A 19,741-nucleotide genomic window follows, 5' to 3' on the forward strand; every position below is an offset into this window, starting at 1 on the left:
TTGGGTTTCTTGCTTTCATCATACCCTCGGGGGTATGTGCGTGTGGTCATGTTGTCGCTGCAGGTGGGCCGAAAAGCCACCGCATCGGACACCATCCGAGCCGCGCGCAGCTGAGGTTGCCGAGGCCGGCCAGTGCGGTGAGGCCTGCCGCGGTGAGCCCGATGGCGGGGTGGATCTCCTGGCCCAGGATCAGCGATGCCATGAGCAACACGAACCAGCCGAAGGCCCGGCGTACCGCGTCGGGATCCACGTGCGCGGTGAGTCGGGTGCCCAGCAGACTGCCCAGCACCGCCGCCGCGGTGACCGCGCCGGCGATCGTCCAGTCGATCGGCACTGTGCTCAGATGTCCGGCCAGACCTGCCGCCGAGTTCATGGTGATCACCAGCAGGGAGGTTCCCACCGCCACGGGCATGGGTAGACCGCCCAGCAGTGCCAGGGCGGGCACCACGAGGAATCCGCCACCGGCGCCGACGGCTCCGGTCACCACCCCGACTCCCAGACCCATCGAGAGGACCTTGGCGACCGGCATCGTCCGCGTCGTCGGTTCGCACGTCTTGCGGCCCTTGATCATTGCGATACCCGTAGCGATCATCACCACCGTGAAGGCGGTCAGCAGTACCGTTCCCGGCACGACATAGCTCAGCAGTCCACCCAGGTACGCGCCGACCATGCCGGCCGCGCCGAACATCAGGCCGCTGCGCCACTGCACCCGACCGGCGCGCGCATGAGACAGGGCGCTGACCGCGCTGGTCACCCCGACGACCAGCAGCGAGGTGGCGATCGCCTGCTTGGCCTCCATGCCGGCCACGTATGCCAGCAGCGGAACGGTCAGGATCGAGCCACCTCCGCCGAGGAGTCCCAGGGACACCCCGACGAGGACGGCCAGCGCGACAGCGAGGGCGATCATGCCAATGCGCCCGAATGTGCCTGCTTGGAGCCGATCAACTGCGCGACGACACTGTCGGCATCACAGGACGCGCCCCGGTTGTACGGGAGCTTCGCCAGCATCATGCCCATGGCGCAGGTGTTCGTCAGCGCCGCCGTCGTCAATCCGGCGCCGATCCCCGCGGCGAGCCATTTCAGCTTGGGGGCCGCGATGCTGCCCAGCACGCTGCTCAGCACGATCGACCCCGCAACCAGGCGAACCTGACGTTCCAGATCCCATCGTTGGGTGCCACGACGCACCCCGAATCCCTGTGTCTGCCAGGCGGTCATACCGCCGTCGAGGATCGAGACGTTCGGCAGGCCGGCGTCGCGCAGGGTCTGCCCGGCGGTGCCTGCCCGTTGCCCGGAGCGACAGATCAGCACGACGTTCTCGTCGAGGTGCTGGGCGATCTCGTCGCGATGTTCCTGCAGCAGGTCCAGTGGAACGTTGTAAGCGCCAGGGATATGGGCGGTTTCGAACTCGGCGGGCGTCCGGACGTCGATGAGCCGCGGGCCGGGACCGGCCTGCTTGAGCTCGTTGAGTTCGGTGGCGTCGATGATCGACGAGGTGGACATCAGGCAAGACCTTTCAACATCAGGTTCCAGTACAGGGCGGGCAGCCCGTACTTCTTCAGCAACCAGTACGGCCGGTGCGGCTTGACCGGATCGAGCAGGGGGAAGGAGGGTTTCAGCGCGAAGTCGTAGTCGAACTCGGCCAGCAGCATGTCGTGTGCGGACGTGACGATGGGGCAGGACGCGTAACCGTCGTAGGCCCCGGTGAGCGGGCGCCCGCTCAGCACCGCACCGATGTTCTCGACCACCACGGGCGCCTGCTTGCGAATGGCCGCACCGGTTTTCGAGTTCGGTGACGATCCCGCGTCGCCGAGTGCGAACACGTTCGGGTAGCGCACGTGCTGCATGGTGTGCTTGTCGATATCGACGTAACCGTTGGCGTCCCCACCGACATGGCTCGTGGACAGCGGGCTGGACTTGATCCAGTCCGGCGCCGACTGGTGGGGGACCGCGTGCAGCACGTCGTAGGGCAGCGTGGTTTCGATTCCCTCTGCGAGGTTGGTCATCGTCACCTTGCGGGCCGCCGAATCGATGGACCGCACTTCACTTCCTGTGTGCAGGGTGATGCCGTAGTCGGCGATGACCTTGTCCAGATTGTCGGCGATCGCGGGGATGCCGAAGATCCGCGGGGTCGGGACCACCAGGTGCACGTCGATGTTGTCGAGCACACCCTGGCGCCGCCAGTGGTCGCAGGCCAGGTAGGCGATCTTCTGCGGGGCACCGGCGCACTTGATCGGGCCCGACGGCATGGTGAACACCGCCGTCCCGGAGCGGGTGTTGCGGATGAACTCCCACGTGCGCGGCGCGAGGTCGAAGAGGTAGTTCGACGACACGCCGTCCTTACCGAGGGTGTCGGTCAGGCCCTCGGTGCGTTCCCAATCGAGCTGGATACCCGGCGCCACGACCAGAACGTCGTAGCCGTAGGTCTTGCCGTCGGCGCACGTGACCGTGTTGGCATCCGGGTCGACGGCGGTGACCGCACTCTTGATCCAGGTGGCGCCGCGCGGCATGACCGAGCCTTCGGCACGCTCGGTTTCGGCCGCCGTCGCCTGGCCGCCGCCTACCAGGGTCCACAACGGCTGGTAGTAGTGCTTGTCGGACGGTTCGATGATCGCGACGTCGCTGTAGTGCTTGCGCAGCAACCGCGCCGCCACGGTGATACCGGCCGTGCCGCCGCCGATGATCAGGACCTCGTGCTTGGCTGGGGTGGACATACTTGTTGTGTTTTCCTGTCTCTCAGACGATTTGCGCCGGCTCAGACGGCCTGGGTGCTGTCCACCCAGGCGCCGTAGCCACCCAGGATGTCGCTGACATCGGTGAAGCCGCGCTGGCGCAGCAGGCTGGCCGCCACCGAAGAGCGGTAGCCGCCGGCGCAGTAGACCACGGTCGGGCGGGTCGGATCCAATTCGCCGGTCCGGTCCGGCAGCTGGCCGACGGGGATGTTGACCGCGCCGGGGATCGTGCCCGCCTCGGTCTCGCCCGGATTGCGCACGTCGACGATCTGCAGGTCGGCCACCGAGCCGGCTCGCTCACCGAACGCGGCGGCGGTCAACCGTGAGGCGACCGTCACATCGTCTTGATGTTCGAACATGGTCCGCTCCGGGTTGTCGAGGTAACCCAGCACCCGGTCGAACCCGATGCGCGCCAGCCGGTTCTTGCCTTCGCGCTCCTCGCCCGGGTCGGTGACCAGCACGATGTCGGCGTCGGGTTTGACCACTGAGCCCGCGAACTCGGCGTAGCGCCCGGCCAGGCCGATGTTGATCGCGTTGCGCAGATGGCCCAGCGCGAAGTCCTCGGGGCTGCGGCCGTCGATCAGCGTGGCCCCGTCGGCGACCGCTTCGGTGGCCTGACGGTAGTCCAGGGCCTCCGGGTTCGCCTCCTCGTCCAGCAGGGCGCGGTCCTTGCGGTTGAGGATCGCGTCGTAGACGAAGTAGCCGGGGGCGGGCGGCTGGCCTGCGGTGACCAACTCGATGAAGGACTGCTTGTCCGGTGCACGCAGCGCATAGTTGGTCTGCTTCTGCTCACCCATGGTGGACGACAGTTCGGTGGACAGGTTCTTGCCGCAGGCCGAACCCGCGCCGTGGGCCGGGAAGACCCGGGTGGCATCGGGCAGCGGTAGCAGCTTCTCGTGCAGCGAGTGGTAGAGCTTGTCGGCCAGTTCGTCTCGGGTGTAGCCGATAGAGGCCAGCAGGTCCGGCCGGCCGACATCGCCGATGAACAGGGTGTCGCCGGTCAGAACGCCGTAGGGCACGGCGTCATCGGCGTGCTCGTAGATCACGATGCTCATCGACTCTGGGGTATGACCCGGGGTGTGGCGGAACTCCAGCACCACCTCGCCCAGTGAAATGCGTTGGCCGTCTTCGACTCCCAGGTGATCGAACTCGGGCTTGGCGACGGACGAGTACACAATCGTCGCGCCGGTGGCCTCGGCCAGTTCGAGGTGGCCGGACAGGAAGTCGGCGTGGAAGTGGGTCTCGATGACGTGGGTGATCTGCATGCCGAGCTTCTCGGCATCGGTGACGTACTCGGACACGTCGCGCTGCGGGTCGACGACGACGGCGCGCCCCGATGACTCGTCGCCGATCAGGTACGACGCATGGGACAGACAGTCCAGGTAGTACTGGATGAACTTCATTGTTCAACTCCTCGGTGGACGACTTTGTATACCTAGGGGGGTATACCGATAAGTCAAACATACCCCAAGGGGTATAGGTGTCAAGCGCATGAAAACGCCCCCGGGGCGTGCCCGGGGGCGTGGTCGGTCGGAAAAGGGTGGGGTCAGGCGGCGAAGCCGGCGCTGCGCGCGGCCAGCGCCTCTTCGTAGCGATCCAGCACCGTGGCCGCCACCAGGCGGTGCGGACCAAGGGGCTCGGCCATGGGAATGCCTGCGGCACAGGCGAATTGGGCTACCCGATCAGTGATGCGACCGTGTGCCAGGAACCAGGGGGCGATCACCAGGCGCCCAGCGCCGCGTCGGCGGAGGCGCTCGACGGCCTCCGGCAGGGACGGGGTCTGACCTGTGGCGAACGCCACCTCGGTGCCGGCCCAGCGGGTGCCTTCGGCCAGCACGCCGGCCAGCGCGGCCGTACGTGCATTGGCGGCGGGATGGGACGAGCCCACCCCGACCAGGATCACACCGAGGTCGGCGTCGAACCGGGACACTCCCACCGCGGTCAGCCGCTCCCGCACCACCTGCAGCAGGCGGGGGTCTTCACCGAGCACATCGGCCTGGGTCACCTCGGCGCCGGCGCCGGCGATCAGCTCGGGAATGTCGATCCGGGCGTGATAGGCGCTGCCCAACAGCAGCGGCACCACGACGGCGCCCGGCTCGACGTCCGGCAGCACGTCGGTGAGGTTGGGTGCGTTCTGTTCACAGAACGCCACCCGCACCTCGGTGTCGGGCAGCAGGCGGCGCAGATGCCCGCCGATGGCGTGCGCGTTCGCCGACGAGCGCGGGTCAGCGCTGCCGTGTGCGGTGAGAACGAGCGTCACAGGTACCTCACGAGGCGTGCAGCCCGCACTCCGTCTTGGCCTGGCCGGCCCACCGGCCGCTGCGCGGATCGGCGCCCTCGGCAGGCTTGCTGGTGCACGGAGCGCATCCGATCGACGGATAGCCGTCGTAGACAAGGGGATTGACGAGGATGTCATTGGCCTCGATGTAGGCCTGCATCTCCTCGTCGGACCAGGCGGCGATCGGGTTGATCTTCACCAGGCCGAAGGCGGCGTCCCAGCTGATCAGCGGGGCGTTGGCGCGCGTCGGGGCCTCCACGCGGCGGATACCGGTCACCCAGGCCGTGTAGCCCGCGAGTGCCTTGCCCAGCGGTTCGACCTTGCGCATGCGGCAGCAGGCCGCGGCGTCACGGGCGAACAGGTCCTTGCCGTGAAGTTCGTCCTGCTGGGCGACCGAAGTCTCCGGGCGAACGTTCACCACGTTGACGCCGTAAACCTGCTCGACGGCGTCACGGGTGCCGATGGTCTCGGCAAAGTGGTAGCCGGTGTCGAGGAACAGTACGTCGACGCCCGGCCGCACCTTGGCCGCCATCTCGACCAGCACTGCGTCCTGCATGTTGGAGGCCACGACGTAATCGCCTCCGAAGTGCTTGTCCGTCCAGCGCAGCAGCTCCTCAGCGCTGGCGTCGGCCAGCTCGGCTGCGCCCTGGGCGACAAGCTCGATCAATTCCGCCTCAGTCAATGTGCTCATCTCGCGATCTACCTCAAGTCCGCTTCGTCGGCCCGAACGGCCCACTGGGCGAAACGCTCACCGGCGTCACGTTGTTTCACGAAATTGCGGACGATCCGCTCGATGTAGTCGCCGAGCTCGGTCGCCAGCACCTTGTGCTGACGCAGCTTGCGTCCGAAGCCGCTGTCCAGGCCCAGGCTGCCGCCGAGGTGGACCTGGAAGCCCTCCTCCGGGCCGTCACCGTCGTCCACCATCTGGCCCTTGAAGCCGATATCGGCGACCTGGATCCGGGCGCACGAGTTGGGGCAGCCGTTGATGTTCACGGTGACGGGCACGTCGAGCTCGGCGTTGAGGTCACCCAACCGGGCCTCCAACTCGGGTACCAGCGTCTGGGCCCGTCCGCGGGTGTCGGCGAAGCTCAGCTTGCAGTACTCGATACCGGTGCAGGCCATCAGGTTCTGCCGCCAGTGCGACGGCTGCGACTGCAGACCCAGTGCGTCCAGGCCGGCGCGCAGGGCATCCAGCTTGTCGTCGGGCACGTCGAGGATGATCAGCTTCTGATAGGCGGTCAGGCGGGCGCGGTCCGCACCGGCCTCTTCCATCAGGTCGGCGACCTTGGTCAGGATGGTGCCCGAGACCCGTCCGGCGATGGCCGAAACGCCGACGGCGTTCAGGCCGTTGCGAATCTTCTGCACGCCCACGTGGTCCACCGTGTGCGGCACCTGCTCGGGAGCGGGTCCGTCGATGAGGGGGCGCTTGAGGTATTCCTGTTCGAGAACTTCCCTGAATTTTTCGGTGCCCCAGTCCTTGATCAGGAACTTCAGCCGCGCCTTCGAGCGCAGTCGGCGGTACCCGTAGTCACGGAAGATCCCGACGACTCCGGCCCACACCTCGGCGACCTCGGCCAGCGGTACCCACACGCCGACACGCTGCGCCAGCATCGGGTTGGTCGAGAGGCCGCCGCCGACCCACAGGTCCAGGCCGGGACCGTGCTCGGGGTGGTTGACCCCGATGAACGACACGTCGTTGATCTCGTGGGCGACGTCCTGCAGGCCCGAGACGGCGGTCTTGAACTTGCGGGGCAGGTTCGAGAATTCGGGGTTGCCGATGTAGCGCTCTTCGATCTCCTTGAGCGCGGGCGTCGGATCCAGCACCTCGACCAGCGAATCGCCGGCCAGCGGCGAGCCCAGCATGCCGCGCGGGCAGTCGCCGCAGGCCTCCATGGTCTGCAGGCCGACCTCGTCGAGCCGGCGCCAGACCTCGGGGATGTCCTCGATGCGCAGCCAGTGGTACTGCAGGTTCTCCCGGTCGGTGATGTCGGCGCTGTCGCGGGCGAAGTCCACCGAGATCTGTCCGAGGGTGCGGACGGCCTGGGCGGACAGCGCCTTGCCGTCGGTGCGCACCCGCATCATGAAGTACTCGGCCTCGAGCAGGTCGGCGTTGTCGTCGCCGGTGAAGGTGCCGTCGTAGCCCTCGGTGCGCTGGGTGTACAGGCCCATCCACCGGAATCGGCCGCGCAGGTCGTCCTTGGCGATGCTGGCAAAGCCGTCACGCGAGTAGACGTTGAGGATGCGGTCCCGCACGTTGAGTGCGTCGTCTTCCTGCTTGAACTGCTCGTTGTGGTTGAGTGGGTCGCGGCTACCCAGCGCCCATTGACCCTCGTCGCGGGGTTTCTTGGCGGGCCGGTCGGCCTTGGCTGGGGCCTCGGGGGTTGTCACTGTTGAGCTCCTTCGCAAAGGAGCTGGCACTAGAACGCGCAGATCACCGGTGGCTGTCCGGCGGCGCAGATCCGGTGCCAGCTGAAACTATGGGGCGGGCGGGGTCCGAAATCAACGCATGATTAAGGCAGACAGCAACAGCTACATACGCGCTTGAAATCGACATGCCGACGAGCCACCAGCGCAATGCGGGTGGTGCTGTTGTGGGCGGCAGTCACGCCCGACATTCTGCCACGATTGTCGCCACCTGCCCTAACCGGGCCATATTTGCGCTCAGGGTGAGCAAAAGTCCGCGCTGGACAGTCTGGGAAAATAAAACCATGAGCACCCGCACCGCGCCCGTCGACCGACCCCGGTTGGAGCGTGTGCCCGGGCGTGCGTTCGGCATATATATCCACGTGCCGTTCTGTGCCACCCGGTGCGGATACTGCGACTTCAACACCTATACGGCGGCCGAGTTGGGCGGCGCCAGCCCCGACGGCTGGCTGGCCGCGCTGCGCCTCGAACTGGCCTTGGCCGCCACCACGGTCGGGGCTGTGCCGGTGCAGACGGTGTTCGTCGGAGGCGGTACACCTTCGCTGCTCGGCGGCCCAGGCCTGGCGGCGGTGCTGGGCGCGGTTCGGGACAATTTCGACCTGGCCGCCGACGCCGAGGTGACCACCGAGGCCAACCCGGAATCCACCTCACCGGAGATGTTCGCGACGCTGCGGGAGGCCGGTTACACCCGGATCTCACTCGGCATGCAGTCGGCGGCGCCGCAGGTGCTGGCTGTCCTGGACCGCACGCACTCTCCGGGGCGCGCGCCCGCGGCGGCGTTGGAAGCCCGGGCGGCTGGGTTCGAGCACGTCAACATCGACCTGATCTACGGGACGCCGGGGGAGACCGACGACGATCTGCGGCGCTCGATCGACGTCGCGCTGGGCGCCGGCGTCGACCACGTGTCCGCGTACTCGCTGATTGTCGAGGACGGTACCGCCCTGGCACGCCGGGTGCGCCGCGGCGAGATCGCCCGGCCCGACGACGACGTGCTCGCTCAGCGCTACGAACTGCTCGACAGCCGCCTTTCGGCGGCGGGCCTGCACTGGTACGAGGTGTCGAACTGGAGCACCGACGGCGGGGAGTGCCGGCACAACCTCGGTTACTGGGACGGTGGCGAGTGGTGGGGTGCCGGGCCGGGAGCCCACGGCTTCCTCGGCGACACCCGGTGGTGGAATGTCAAGCATCCCAATGCCTATGCGCAGGCTCTTGCTGAAAACCACTTGCCGATAGCGGATTTCGAGGAGCTCGACGACCGCGACCGGCATATGGAAGAAGTGATGTTGCGGGTCCGGGTGCGTGACGGCCTGCCGACGTCGCTGCTCAACGCCGACGAACTGGCTCGGGCTGAGAATCTCTGCGGTGAAGGACTTCTCCTGCGGCAAGGGGAGGCACTGGTGTTGACCGATCGTGGCCGGTTGCTCGCCGATGGGGTCGTCCGCGACCTGCTGGGGTAGAGGGCCTCCCTGCCGGGTGTTCTGTGAAGAACCTGTGAGCCAACTGTGTTCGGTGCCTGAAGCTCATGCGAATGATGTGAATTTCGTAGTAGATACGTAGGTCTGCGCAATGAGTTAGGTGAGGCTACGCTTCGGCAAATGCTCACAACGAATGCCCAAGCCGACTGCAATGACTTGGTTGCGCCCGCCTCGTTCGAGCTGCCCACGGGTGATGACGCGATCGGCCCGGCCGACTGGGTCGCCGAGATCGCCCGTGCCCTTTCCGATGCCGACGGCAGCGACTACTTGGTCTACGAACGCGGAAACCGGTGGCTGCTGGCTTCCGGTGCGCGATGCGGGATCGAATTGGACAGTGACGAGCTGCGACTCACCAGGGACGGCGTCATAACGGAAAGTCGGTCGTGGACCGGCCGGCCCGGCGTCGCGCTCGGCGAAGTCGTGGGCCGGCTGCTCGCCGATGCCGAAGCCGGAATTGACGCCGCGTTCGGTTGGGTCGCATTCGAATTCGGCGCGTTCAAGTTCGGCCTCCAGGACCGGCTGGCGCCGAAGACACCGCTGGCCCGGGTGTTCGTTCCGATCACTCAGATCGAGGTCACCGCCGAGCAGGTCACAGTGCGCGGCGGCGACGGGAGCCATCGCGAGGTGGTGCGGCAGGTGATCGCCGAGGGGCTGTCGCCCGCGGGCACCCCGCGCGCCGTCGACATCCGGCAGGACGGCAGCGCCTACCGCGACCGGGTGGCGGCCGCGATCGACGAGATCACCGGCGGCCGGTACCAGAAGGTCATCCTGTCGCGGCGTTTCGACGTGCCGTTCCGCCTCGACTTCCCGTCCACCTACCGGCTGGGCCGCAGGCACAACAATCCGGCCCGATCATTCCTCTTGCGGCTCGGCTCACTTCGCGCGCTCGGTTACAGCCCCGAACTCGTCGCCGCCGTGCACGGGGACGGCCTGGTGGTGACCGAGCCGTTGGCGGGCACCCGGGCGTTCGGTCGCGGCGCCGCCAACGATCAGGCGGCCCGCGACGATCTCGAATCCAACTCCAAGGAAATCGTGGAGCACGCGATATCGGTGCGCAGCTCCCTGAAGGAGATTGCCGAGGTGGCCGAGCCGGGCACGGCGACCGTCACCGACTTCATGACGATCCGTGAGCGCGGAAGTGTGCAACACCTCGGTTCCACGGTGGGCGCTCGTCTCGACCCGTCGATGGACCGCATGGACGCGCTGGAGGCGCTGTTCCCCGCGGTGACGGCCTCCGGCATCCCCAAGGCAGAGGGGGTCGATGCGATCCTCCGACACGACGAACTGCCCCGGGGTCTGTACTCGGGCGCGGTGGCGATCTTCTCGGCCGACGGCTCCCTCGATGCCGCGCTGGCGCTCCGGGCGGCCTATGAAGTCGACGGGCACACCTGGCTGCGGGCCGGGGCCGGCATCATCGCCGAGTCCACGCCTGACCGGGAGTTCGAGGAGACCTGCGAGAAGCTGGGCACGTTGTCGCCCTACCTCGTCGCGGCGGAGGAGGCCCGCTGACATGTGAGTGAGCTAACACCTGGCCGCGGTCCCGGGCAATGTCGACGACGGTAGGCATTCCGGGCCCATCGAACAGTAAACACGCACGTCATCACCACTGGAGGGCCTCCCAGTGGATTCACAGGATCGGTTCGGGGTACAACCCCTGATTCGTCGGGCGATGTGCCACTATTGTCCGCATGTCGGCACCCTATTTAGGCAAGGCTATCCAGACTTCGACCCAGTCGGAATCCTGCTGACATGGCAACCGAAGCTTCGACCCCGGAGCCCATCGCCGTCATCGGGCTGGGCTGCCGCGTCGCCGGCAACGTCGCGACCCCGTCAGAGTTCTGGAACTTTCTGCTGGAAGGGCGCAGCAACGTCACCGAGGTGCCCGACGAGCGATGGGAGCCGTACCTGCGGCGCGACCCGCGAAACGCCGCGGTCCTGCGCGAGGTCACCCGGCTGGGCACCTTCCTCGACGACCTGCCCGGTTTCGACGCCGAGTTCTTCGGCGTCGCACCGCGCGAGGCCGAGGTCATGGACCCCCAGCAGCGGCTGGCACTGGAGGTCAGCTGGGAGGCACTCGAACACGCCGGGGTGTCACCGAGGGCACTGGCCGGCAGTGACACCGCGGTGCTGATGGGCGTCAACTCCGACGACTACGGCAAGTTGATCATGGAAGACCTGCCCGGCATCGATGCCTGGACAGGCATCGGAACCTCGCTGTGCGGTATCGCCAATCGGGTATCGCACCTGCTCGATCTTCGCGGCCCGAGCGTGGCGCTGGACGCGGCGTGTGCGGCCTCGTTGGTCGCGGTGCACCAGGCATGTCAGATGCTGCGGGCCGGTGAGACGTCGCTGGCACTGGCCGGTGGCGTCAGCGCGCTGATCGGCCCGGGCCTCACCCGCGTACTGGACGAGGCCGGGGCCACCGCCCCCGACGGCCGTTGCAAGACCTTCGACGCCGCCGCCGACGGATACGGCCGCGGCGAAGGCGCAGGCGTCGTCGTGCTCAAGCGGCTCGCGGATGCACAGCGCGACGGTGACCGTGTCCTGGCGGTGGTGCGCGGCGGTGCCACGGCCCAGGATGGCCGCACCGTGGGCATCATGTCTCCCAACGGCGCCGCCCAGGCGGACATGTTCCGGCTCGCCTGCCGGATGTCGGGCGTCGACCCGGCCGGCGTCGGGTACATCGAGGCGCACGGAACCGGAACTCCCACAGGTGATCCCACCGAGGTCGGCGCACTCGCCGAGGTATACGGCGTCGGACGGGCCGAGACGGACCGGTGCCGCATCGGATCGGTCAAACCCAACATCGGCCACCTCGAAGGCGGCGCCGGTGTGATGGGCCTGATCAAGACGGTCCTGGCGCTGCACCATGAGGCGATCCCGCCCACCGCCGGACTGCGGCAACTCACCGGTGCGGTCGACTGGGCCAACAGCGGCCTGCGGGTGCCCACCGAAGTCGAGCCTTGGAGCCGCACCGACACCCCACGCCAGGCCGCGGTGTGCAGTTACGGCTACGGCGGCACGATCGCGCACATACTCCTCGAAGAGGGCCCGGTGGATTCGGATCCTTTGGAGCACAGTAGTTCTGGTGCACTGATCGTCCCGATCTCCGCACGTTCCGGACAGCGACTGGCCCGCCAGGCCGAAGCGCTGGCCGACCGCCTGCGGGCCGGACACCAGGACGTGGCTCCGGTGGCCGCCACCTTGTGGGCCCGGCGCAGTCACGAACCGGTCCGGGCCGCGGTCGTCGCCGAGCACCGGCATGAGTTGATCGCCGGCCTCGACGCGTTGGCCCGCAACGAATCCCTCGACAACCTGGTCACCGGAGCCGTGCCGGGCGGCCAGCCTCGGGATGCGGTCTGGGTCTTCTCCGGGCACGGTTCACACTGGGTCGGCATGGGCCGTGAATTGCTCACCGCCGAAGCCACTTTCGCCCGAGTGATCGACGAGGTCGACGAGGTGTTCGGGCCTGAACTCGGGTTCTCTGCCCGGGCCGCGCTGAGCAGCGAAGACCTCGGTGGCACGGACCGGATCCAGGCGTTGACCTTCGCGATGCAGGTCGGGCTGGCGGCAGTGCTGCGCGAGCGCGGTGTGCGACCGGCGGCGGTGATCGGGCACTCGGTCGGCGAGGTCGCGGCGTGCGTGGTCTCCGGCGTGTTCGACCTACGCCAGGGTGCAGCGGTGGCCTGCTATCGGGCCCGCGGTTTCCGCTCCGTGATGGGTTGCGGCGCGATGGCTTTGGTGCGGCTGCCGTTCGACCAGGCTGAGCAGCGGCTCGCCGGCCGCACCGATGTGGTGGCGGCCATCAGTGCGTCGGCGGAATCCTGCGTCATCTCGGGTGTCACGGCAGCTGTCGAGGAGGTGTGCGAAGCCTGGGCCGAGCAGGGTGTCGTGGTGCGTCGGGTCAACACCGACGTGGCATTCCACAGTCCCGCCATGGACGACCTGACCGGCGCCCTGGCCGACAATGTCGCAGGCCTCCATCCGCCGCGCGACGCGGCGATCCCGTTGTACACCACCGCGTTGGCCGATCCGCGTTCCACCGCGCCGCGCGACGCCGCCTACTGGGTGCACAACCTGCGCGGGCAGGTCCGGTTCGCCGAGGCTGTCACGGCGGCCGCCGAGGACGGACACCGGCTGTTTCTTGAGGTGTCCGCTCATCCGGTGGTGTCGCACTCCATCGTCGAAACCCTGCTGCACCTGGGTATGGACGAGCACGCGGTCATCCCGCTGCTGCGTCGTAACGCATCCGAACCGTCCGCCGTCACCACCGCCATCGCGTCCCTGTACTGCCACGGTGCCGACATCGAACACGGTGTCGCCCAAGACGATCCGTGGGATGCCGACCTGCCGGTCACTCAATGGCAGCACCGCCGCTTCTGGCGGGTACCCACCGCGGCGGCCGGCGCGAGCGCGGTGCACGACACCAGCAGTCACACGCTGTTGGGGGGACGCACCGAGGTGGCCGGAACCGTCGCCACCCGGATGTGGCAGACCCGGCTGGACTTCGACACCCGGCCCTACCCCGGCGACCACCCGGTGCAGGGCGCCGAAATCGTTCCTGCCGCAGTGCTGTTGAACACCTTCCTGACGGCGGCCGGCGCGGGCGCCGTATCGGAGTCCGGTGCGGGCGCCGCACTCACCGAGGTGCGGCTGCGCACGCCCGTGGCCCCAGCTCGCGCCCGCGATCTGCAGGTGGTGCTGGCCGATCGCGAGCTGACCCTGGCCTCACGGTTGGCTGATGCCGCCGAGGATCAGGATGGCGGATGGTTGACGCACAGCAGTGCGGTGGTCGGTCATGCCGACGCCGACGAGAAGGTCGAGCTGTCCGTCGACCTGGCTGCGGCCCGGGCACGCTGCCCCGAGCGGTTGGCGCCGCGCCACGTGATCGACACCCTCGCCGCTCTCGGGGTCGCTGCGATGGGATTCGATTGGGACATCAAGGATCTGCACCGTGGTGACGGCGAACTGCTGGCCCGGGTGAGCTCCGCGTCCGACGGCGCGCAGCCCGGCACCTGGGCGTCGCTGGTGGACGCGGCGACCTCGGCCGCCTCGACGATTTTCGACGGGCCGCCGCGGCTGCGGATGCCCGCCCGCATCGAACGGGTCCAGGTGCACGCCGCACCGCCGGCCACCGCGATGCTGTCGGTCCGGCGCCGGGCCGGGACCACCACCACCGATGTGGTGATCGCCGACGAATCCGGGTCGGTTCTGCTGTCCATCGGCGGGATGACCTTCGAGGAACTGGAGAATCCGGGGCGCGAAATGTCGGCCGCGGACACACGCCGGATCGTGCACCGGATGGCCTGGCATCCGGTATCGGCCCGTGACGAGAGGGCACCCAGCGGGGTCGTGTTGGTTGGCGGCGACGTCGACCGGCTGGAAGCCGCAGTCGATGACCTGACCGGTGCCGGGGTGCCCTACCGTGCGTTCGAAGATCCTGCTGAGCTGGCATCGATCGTCGAATTCGGTTCGTTGCCGGCAGAACTCGGCGATTCCGCGGTGGTGCTGGTGTTGCCCCGGGACGATGACTCGCCCGAAGGTGCCGTCGAACTGGTGACCAGAACACTCACGCTGCAGCAGCAACTCGGCCTGTCAGCCCGGCTGTGGGCGCTCACCGTCGGCGTGCACGAGGGCGACAACGTGACCCACGCGCCGTTGTGGGGGCTGGGCCGGGTCGCCGCTGCCGAGCATCCGCAGCTGTGGGGCGGCGTGCTGGATGTGGCCGACGGACGCCTGCCGCTGACGGCGCTGGGATCGCTGGCCGGACACGGCGTCCTGGTGGTCCGCGACGGGGTGGCCCAGGCCGCCCGCCTCGCGGCGTCGAGTTCGGCCGTTGCCACGCAGGCCAACCCGATGCAGTGCACACCGGGTGGTACCTACCTGATCACCGGTGGCACCGGCGTGCTCGGTCTGCGAATGGCTCAGCGGCTCGCCGACCTCGGTGCCCGCCGCCTCGTGCTGCTGTCGCGCTCAGGCCTGGGAGAGCGCTCTTCCTGGGTGGGCAACGAGCAGTCGGCTGCGGTCCGTGCGGTCACCGCACTGGAGGAGCGCGGCGTGTCGGTCACCGTCGCCGCCGTCGATATCGGCGCACCCGGCTCGGCCGATGCTCTGCGAGACCTGCTGCGTCCGCTGCCGCCGGTGCGCGGGGTGATCCATGCCGCGGGTGTGGAAGCTGGTGCGCTGCTGATGAATACAACCTCCGACGAGTTCGCCGCGGCCATGCATCCCAAGGTGCACGGCACCCTGGTCCTGCACGAGGTTTTCCCGCCCGAACAACTTGACTGGATGGTGCTGTTCTCCTCCTGCGGTTATCTGGCCGGTTTCCCCGGCCAGGGTGCCTACGGCTGCGCCAACTCGTTCCTCGACGTGATGGCCCGGCACCGGCGTGGACTCGGGGACCGCACCACCGCGGTTGCCTGGACCGCGTGGCGCGGGCTGGGCATGGGCTCGGCGTCGGAATTCGTGGCCACCCAGCTCGATGCACTCGGCATGGGGATGGTCGGTGCCGACGATGCGATCCGTGCCCTCGATCAGGCGATGCGTGAAGACACCGCCAATGTCGTGGTGCTCCCGGTCCTCCCGCCTGCCGCTGCGGTACCGATCCTGGTCGACGTGGCGCCTGAAGAGGAGCCTGACGACGACTCGTCGCCGTCCACCGCGGGGCAGTACGATCCCGAACAGCTCGCCGCCCGCGTATTGACCGCAGTGGCAGGCCAATTGGGGCTGTCGGAGACCGACGTGAACGTCGACCTGCCGTTGGTGGAGCTGGGCGTCGATTCGATCATGACGGTGCGGCTGCGCCGCCAGCTGGAGAAGCAGACCGGGCTGTCGCTACCGCCGACCCTGCTGTGGGAGCATCCCACCGCAGCCGCAGTCACCGCCAGGATCATCGAGCTGATGGCCCCCGCGGTGGAATGCGAAGTTCGGGCCGGGGGCTAGCCGGAGGGCGTCTCGGCCGGTGGAATCGGCTGGTCGTCATGTCGTGGGCCGAAGAATCCGAAGCTTTCGATCATCTGCTCGGTGGGGTCAGGTGTCCATTCCCATGCGGCAATCTGGCGCCGGGAGCGGCGGCTGAAGGACGCGCGAAGCAATTCGTAGCCGTGGGTGTGCAACCGGGTGGCCGGCTGCCCTGAGCCGCAATTCCATTGCTGCCCCAGCTCGTCGTGAATCAGCACGGTCGTGGACTCCCGGAGTCGCCTTCCGAGGTACAGCATCATCACCTCCAGGAACGGCTGCCAATGTTCACGGTCCACCTGAGGAAACCCCAGCGCTTCACGTAGATCCGCCTCGTGACAGATCGCATCCGCGGCCAGGTTGGGTCCGAAGATCTGGTCGTCTGTCAGGCAGGCGTCAGCTGCCGGGCCGATCCGATCCCATTCGGCAAGAAGTTCGTCAATCGGGTTGTGCCGGCGTTCCTCGACGTGGCGCGCCGTCCATTGATCGCTCGTCACCCCGTCCAACCGTCCACTGGCCGCGTCGGCAGCACATCCGACCAGATGCGCCAACAACTCGTGCACCGTCCAGCGTGGGGTGGCCGGTACCAGCATCAGACACTGTTCGTCGGTCAGCGTGGCGGCCAGGTCACTCACCCGACCGCGGACCGCGCGATAAGCCTGCTCAAGCATTGTCGGTTCGGGTCTCATCGGTAAGCTCCTCGTAGGGTCGGCCGACGGCTTCGGATGCGGATGGCGGAGGTTGAACAGTAGGATCCGCATGAGCAGGGCCGGGTCCTGAAGGCGCGTAGGTGGATCGATCATGCCGCGGACGCGAAAGATCCGTTCGGCCACGACGATGTCGTTGGTCGCGGCTTTCAACGCTGCGTGCTGGGCCCAGCTGCGCAGCCGTTTCGCAGGGTTCCGCTTTCCGCTCGTGGACGTCGCGAGATCGTTGGCTCGGTTCTCCGACCACACCGGCTCGATGAGTTCGGTGGCCAGCCGGTAGAACCGGCCAGGCAGATCGGCACGGCCGGCGAGCAGGCAGTCCCGGAGCGCCAGTGCCTGCAGAGCGGCCATCGTCATGCCTTGTCCGTACAGCGGATTGAGGTGGCACAGCGCGTCACCGACTACCACCAGGCCGCCGGGCAGGCGCGACATCTGGTCATAGCGTCGCCAGGTGGCGGCGGTGCTGCGGGAAATCGAGACCTGCCCGACGGGTGTCGCGTCGCGTAGCCCTGCCATGATCGTGTCGGGCAGCATGTGCTCGGCCGCTTCCAGCATCGCGGTGAAATCGGTTGCGGGGGTGCCGTACCCGTCCGGGCAAGTGGTCGCCAGCATCCAGGTGTCGTGTTCGTAGGCCACCAGTAACAATCCGGGTGACCTGCTGCCTCGGTTGACGAACGCCATCCGCTCGGCGATCCGGCCGGGCGGGACGCGGATCAACTGGCTGGAGTAGCCGCCGACCGAAGGCACGTGCAGTTCGGGTACGGAGCCGAATCCGCAACTCTCCAGGAAACGCGCGGTACGCGCGGCACGCCCCGTCGCGTCGATCACCACATCCGCAGCTAGTGAGGTGGCGATGCCGTTGTCGTGGTTGATGATTCGTGCACCGGTGACGGTGTCGTCCGTGAGCACTGGTTCGACCACCTCGTGGTTGTCGAGGAGGGTGACATTGTCCAGCGCGGCAACGCGTCGGCGAATGTGACACTCCATGAAGGGGCGGCTGGCCTGGTAGGCGGCCAGTGATCCCGGGTCGCTCAGGCGTCCTGCCGGCCTGACGTCATAGCCCACCGCGTGCACGTAGATCCGTGACAGGTCATCGCCATCGTCGACAGCGGCCCCAGCGGCGGCAAGTTCTGCCAAGAGTCCGGGGAAGAGCTCCTCGAGTATCTGGGTGCCGCGACTGAGGAAGTTGTGTAGATGGCGCCCCTGTGGCACGCCCTTGCGCGGTTCTGGGTGATCAGGCAGCGTGTCCCGCTCGATCAGTGTCACCGACGCGTAGAACTCTGCCAGCGCCCGGGCGGTCAACAGGCCGGCGATGCCTGCCCCCAGAACCACGGCATGTGAACGCGATTCGGCCATAACGGTCCCCTCCGTTCCGAGCGCAGATGCGACATCGGCCCCCTGGTACGAGAACCGAGCCTACCTCAACTCTAAGAAAAGTAAGGGAAAATTATGAAAACAATAAGATGGCCGTGCCGAGTCCGGCGGGACCTCACTCGGTGATCGCGGCGATCAGTTTCTTCTTGTCGACCTTGCCGACGGCGGTCGTGGGCAAGGTTGGCATTGCGACCAGTACATCGGGCCGGGCATGGGCGGATGCGCCACGCTCGTCGAGGAACTCGTTGAGCTGAACCAGGTTGATCGGTGCACCCTTGAAAACCACGGCGGCACAGATCTTCTCGCCCAGGTAGTCGTCGGGCAAGGCCACTGCCGCCGCCGCGTACACCGCGGGATGGGTCAGCAGGTGATCCTCGAGGTCGGTGGCCGACACCGTCTCGCCGCCGCGGTGGATGACGTCCTTGATCCGGCCGGTCACCTCGACGTAGCCGGCCCGCGGGCCGTCGGTGAAGATCCGGACACGATCGCCGGTGCGGTAGAACCCGTCGGGGCTGAAGGACCGGGCATTCGCCTCGTCGGCGCGGTAGTAACCGTTGAGGGTGTACGGTCCGCGCACCAGCAACTCACCCTCCTGGCCGGGGGCGACCTCCTGGCCGTCCTCGTCGACCACCCGCATCTCATCGTGCGGCGACATCGGCCGGCCCTGGGTGTTCTCCACCACGTCCGCCGGATCGCCGGGGCGGGTGAAATTCAGCATGCCTTCGGCCATTCCGAAGATCTGCTGCAGTCCCGGGCTCAGGCCTTCGTGGATGAAACGGGCTTCCTCGGGGGACATCCGCGAGCCACCCACCTGGACCACACGTAACGAGGTGGGCAGCACCGGTTCCCAGTCGCAGGCCTGGGTCCACAGCTTGGCCAGGGCGTTGACGAGGCCGGTCACCGTGACGCCGTGGGTGTTGATCAGGGCGAAGGCCGATTCGGGGCTCGGGTCGTCGGTGTAGACCGTCGTCGCCCCGACTGTCATCGAGCCCAGCAGGCCCGGGCAGGCGAACGGGAAGTTGTGGCCGGCGGGCAAGACCGCCAGATAGACGTCGTCATGGACCATTTCGCAGGCCTGCGCGCAGGCCGCGGCGTTGTAGAGATAGTCGTCATGGGTGCGGGGGATCAGCTTCGGCAGGCCGGTGGTGCCGCCGGACACCAGCAGGACCGCGGGGTCACTGGTGTCGACGGCGATGTTCGGTGGTCCTGGGGCGTCGAAATCCTTGAGAGCGGACCAGGATTCGAAGGTGCCGGGGTCACCGTCGACGAGGACGTGGCGCAGCCGGGGGTGTTCGGAAACGAGTTGGGTGGCTAGCTCGCGATAGTCGAATCCGGCGATGGCATCGGGGATCACGAGTCCGACGGCGCCGCTGACGTCGGCGAAGTGGCCCAGCTCGGCCGACCGGTGGCCGGGCAGGCACAGCACCGGGACCGTCCCGGCGCGAAGCAAACCGAAAGCGGCGACCGCGAATTCGCGAGAGTTCGGCAGTTGCACGAGGATGCGGTCGCCCGCCTTGATGCCCCGGGCCGCGAGCGCCGCACCGACACGGTCGGCGAGAGCGTCCAGTTCGGCAAAGGTATAGGTACCCGAGGCGTCGACCACGGCCGGCTTGTCTGGCCAGCGCTGGGCGGCCTCGCGCAGGATGCTGTCGAGTGCTTTGCCCTGCCAGTAGCCCGCCCGGCGGTACACCTCGGCACGGTCCTCGGGGAATCGGGTGAATCCGTTTGCCAGTTCGTCCTGTTCACGGTCAAAACCGGTGGTCATGGGTGTTCTGGCTCCCGTCGGGTGAGTGTGTC

The 19,741-nt window shown here is 67.7% G+C and carries 13 protein-coding genes; 3 read left to right on the forward strand and 10 right to left on the reverse strand.

Annotated features, from left to right (window positions below):
* Positions 1 to 46: 46 nt before the first annotated feature.
* The 8 genes from AC4LGL_RS26255 to AC4LGL_RS26290 form a co-directional block, all read right to left on the reverse strand.
* On the reverse strand, positions 47 to 907 hold the full coding sequence (locus AC4LGL_RS26255) for a sulfite exporter TauE/SafE family protein (RefSeq protein ID WP_491841306.1): 861 nt from the start codon (positions 905 to 907) through the stop codon (positions 47 to 49).
* On the reverse strand, positions 904 to 1,500 hold the full coding sequence (locus AC4LGL_RS26260; RefSeq protein WP_491841307.1) for a rhodanese-like domain-containing protein: 597 nt from the start codon (positions 1,498 to 1,500) through the stop codon (positions 904 to 906). The genes AC4LGL_RS26255 and AC4LGL_RS26260 overlap by 4 nt, the downstream gene beginning before the upstream one ends.
* A complete protein-coding gene (locus AC4LGL_RS26265) occupies positions 1,500 to 2,711 on the reverse strand; it encodes an NAD(P)/FAD-dependent oxidoreductase (RefSeq protein WP_491841308.1) in 1,212 nt (403 codons plus the stop codon). Before AC4LGL_RS26265 ends, AC4LGL_RS26260 begins: the two co-directional genes overlap by 1 nt.
* Before the next feature lie 41 nt (positions 2,712 to 2,752).
* Entirely contained in the window at positions 2,753 to 4,132 is a 1,380-nt protein-coding gene (locus tag AC4LGL_RS26270; protein ID WP_491841309.1) for an MBL fold metallo-hydrolase, read from the reverse strand.
* Positions 4,133 to 4,275: 143 nt separating this feature from the next.
* Positions 4,276 to 4,989: a sirohydrochlorin chelatase gene (locus AC4LGL_RS26275; protein WP_491841310.1), complete on the reverse strand. Its 714-nt coding sequence runs from the start codon at positions 4,987 to 4,989 to the stop codon at positions 4,276 to 4,278.
* Between the two features lie 7 nt (positions 4,990 to 4,996).
* Positions 4,997 to 5,698 carry a phosphoadenylyl-sulfate reductase gene (locus AC4LGL_RS26280; RefSeq protein WP_491841311.1) on the reverse strand — a complete coding sequence of 234 codons (702 nt, stop codon included), beginning with the start codon at positions 5,696 to 5,698 and terminating at the stop codon, positions 4,997 to 4,999.
* Between the two features lie 8 nt (positions 5,699 to 5,706).
* Positions 5,707 to 7,395: a nitrite/sulfite reductase gene (locus AC4LGL_RS26285; protein WP_491841312.1), complete on the reverse strand. Its 1,689-nt coding sequence runs from the start codon at positions 7,393 to 7,395 to the stop codon at positions 5,707 to 5,709.
* Between the two features lie 122 nt (positions 7,396 to 7,517).
* A complete protein-coding gene (locus AC4LGL_RS26290; protein WP_350222970.1) occupies positions 7,518 to 7,622 on the reverse strand; it encodes an Ms4527A family Cys-rich leader peptide in 105 nt (34 codons plus the stop codon).
* A 93-nt stretch (positions 7,623 to 7,715) separates the two neighbouring features.
* Between AC4LGL_RS26290 and hemW the strand changes: the two genes are divergently transcribed.
* The 3 genes from hemW to AC4LGL_RS26305 all read left to right on the forward strand — a co-directional run bounded on the left by hemW (position 7,716) and on the right by AC4LGL_RS26305 (position 15,848).
* Positions 7,716 to 8,888, forward strand: a complete 1,173-nt coding sequence (gene hemW, locus AC4LGL_RS26295) for a radical SAM family heme chaperone HemW (protein ID WP_491841313.1) — start codon at positions 7,716 to 7,718, stop codon at positions 8,886 to 8,888.
* A gap of 138 nt (positions 8,889 to 9,026) precedes the next feature.
* The gene (locus AC4LGL_RS26300) at positions 9,027 to 10,415 is read left to right on the forward strand and encodes a salicylate synthase (RefSeq protein ID WP_491841314.1); all 1,389 of its coding nucleotides are present in this window, start codon (positions 9,027 to 9,029) and stop codon (positions 10,413 to 10,415) included.
* A 240-nt stretch (positions 10,416 to 10,655) separates the two neighbouring features.
* Positions 10,656 to 15,848, forward strand: coding sequence for a type I polyketide synthase (locus tag AC4LGL_RS26305; RefSeq protein WP_491841315.1), 5,193 nt, complete (start codon positions 10,656 to 10,658; stop codon positions 15,846 to 15,848).
* On the opposite strand, the gene AC4LGL_RS26310 is transcribed toward AC4LGL_RS26305, so the two are convergent.
* Positions 15,845 to 17,926 (reverse strand): maleylpyruvate isomerase N-terminal domain-containing protein, encoded by a 2,082-nt coding sequence (locus AC4LGL_RS26310; protein WP_491841316.1) that lies wholly within the window; start codon positions 17,924 to 17,926, stop codon positions 15,845 to 15,847. The two genes, AC4LGL_RS26305 and AC4LGL_RS26310, sit on opposite strands and share 4 nt — an antisense overlap.
* Positions 17,927 to 18,059: 133 nt before the next feature.
* Positions 18,060 to 19,709: a (2,3-dihydroxybenzoyl)adenylate synthase gene (locus AC4LGL_RS26315; RefSeq protein ID WP_491841317.1), complete on the reverse strand. Its 1,650-nt coding sequence runs from the start codon at positions 19,707 to 19,709 to the stop codon at positions 18,060 to 18,062.
* Positions 19,710 to 19,741 lie beyond the last annotated feature (32 nt).

It is taken from the genome of Mycolicibacterium arcueilense (assembly GCF_058536225.1).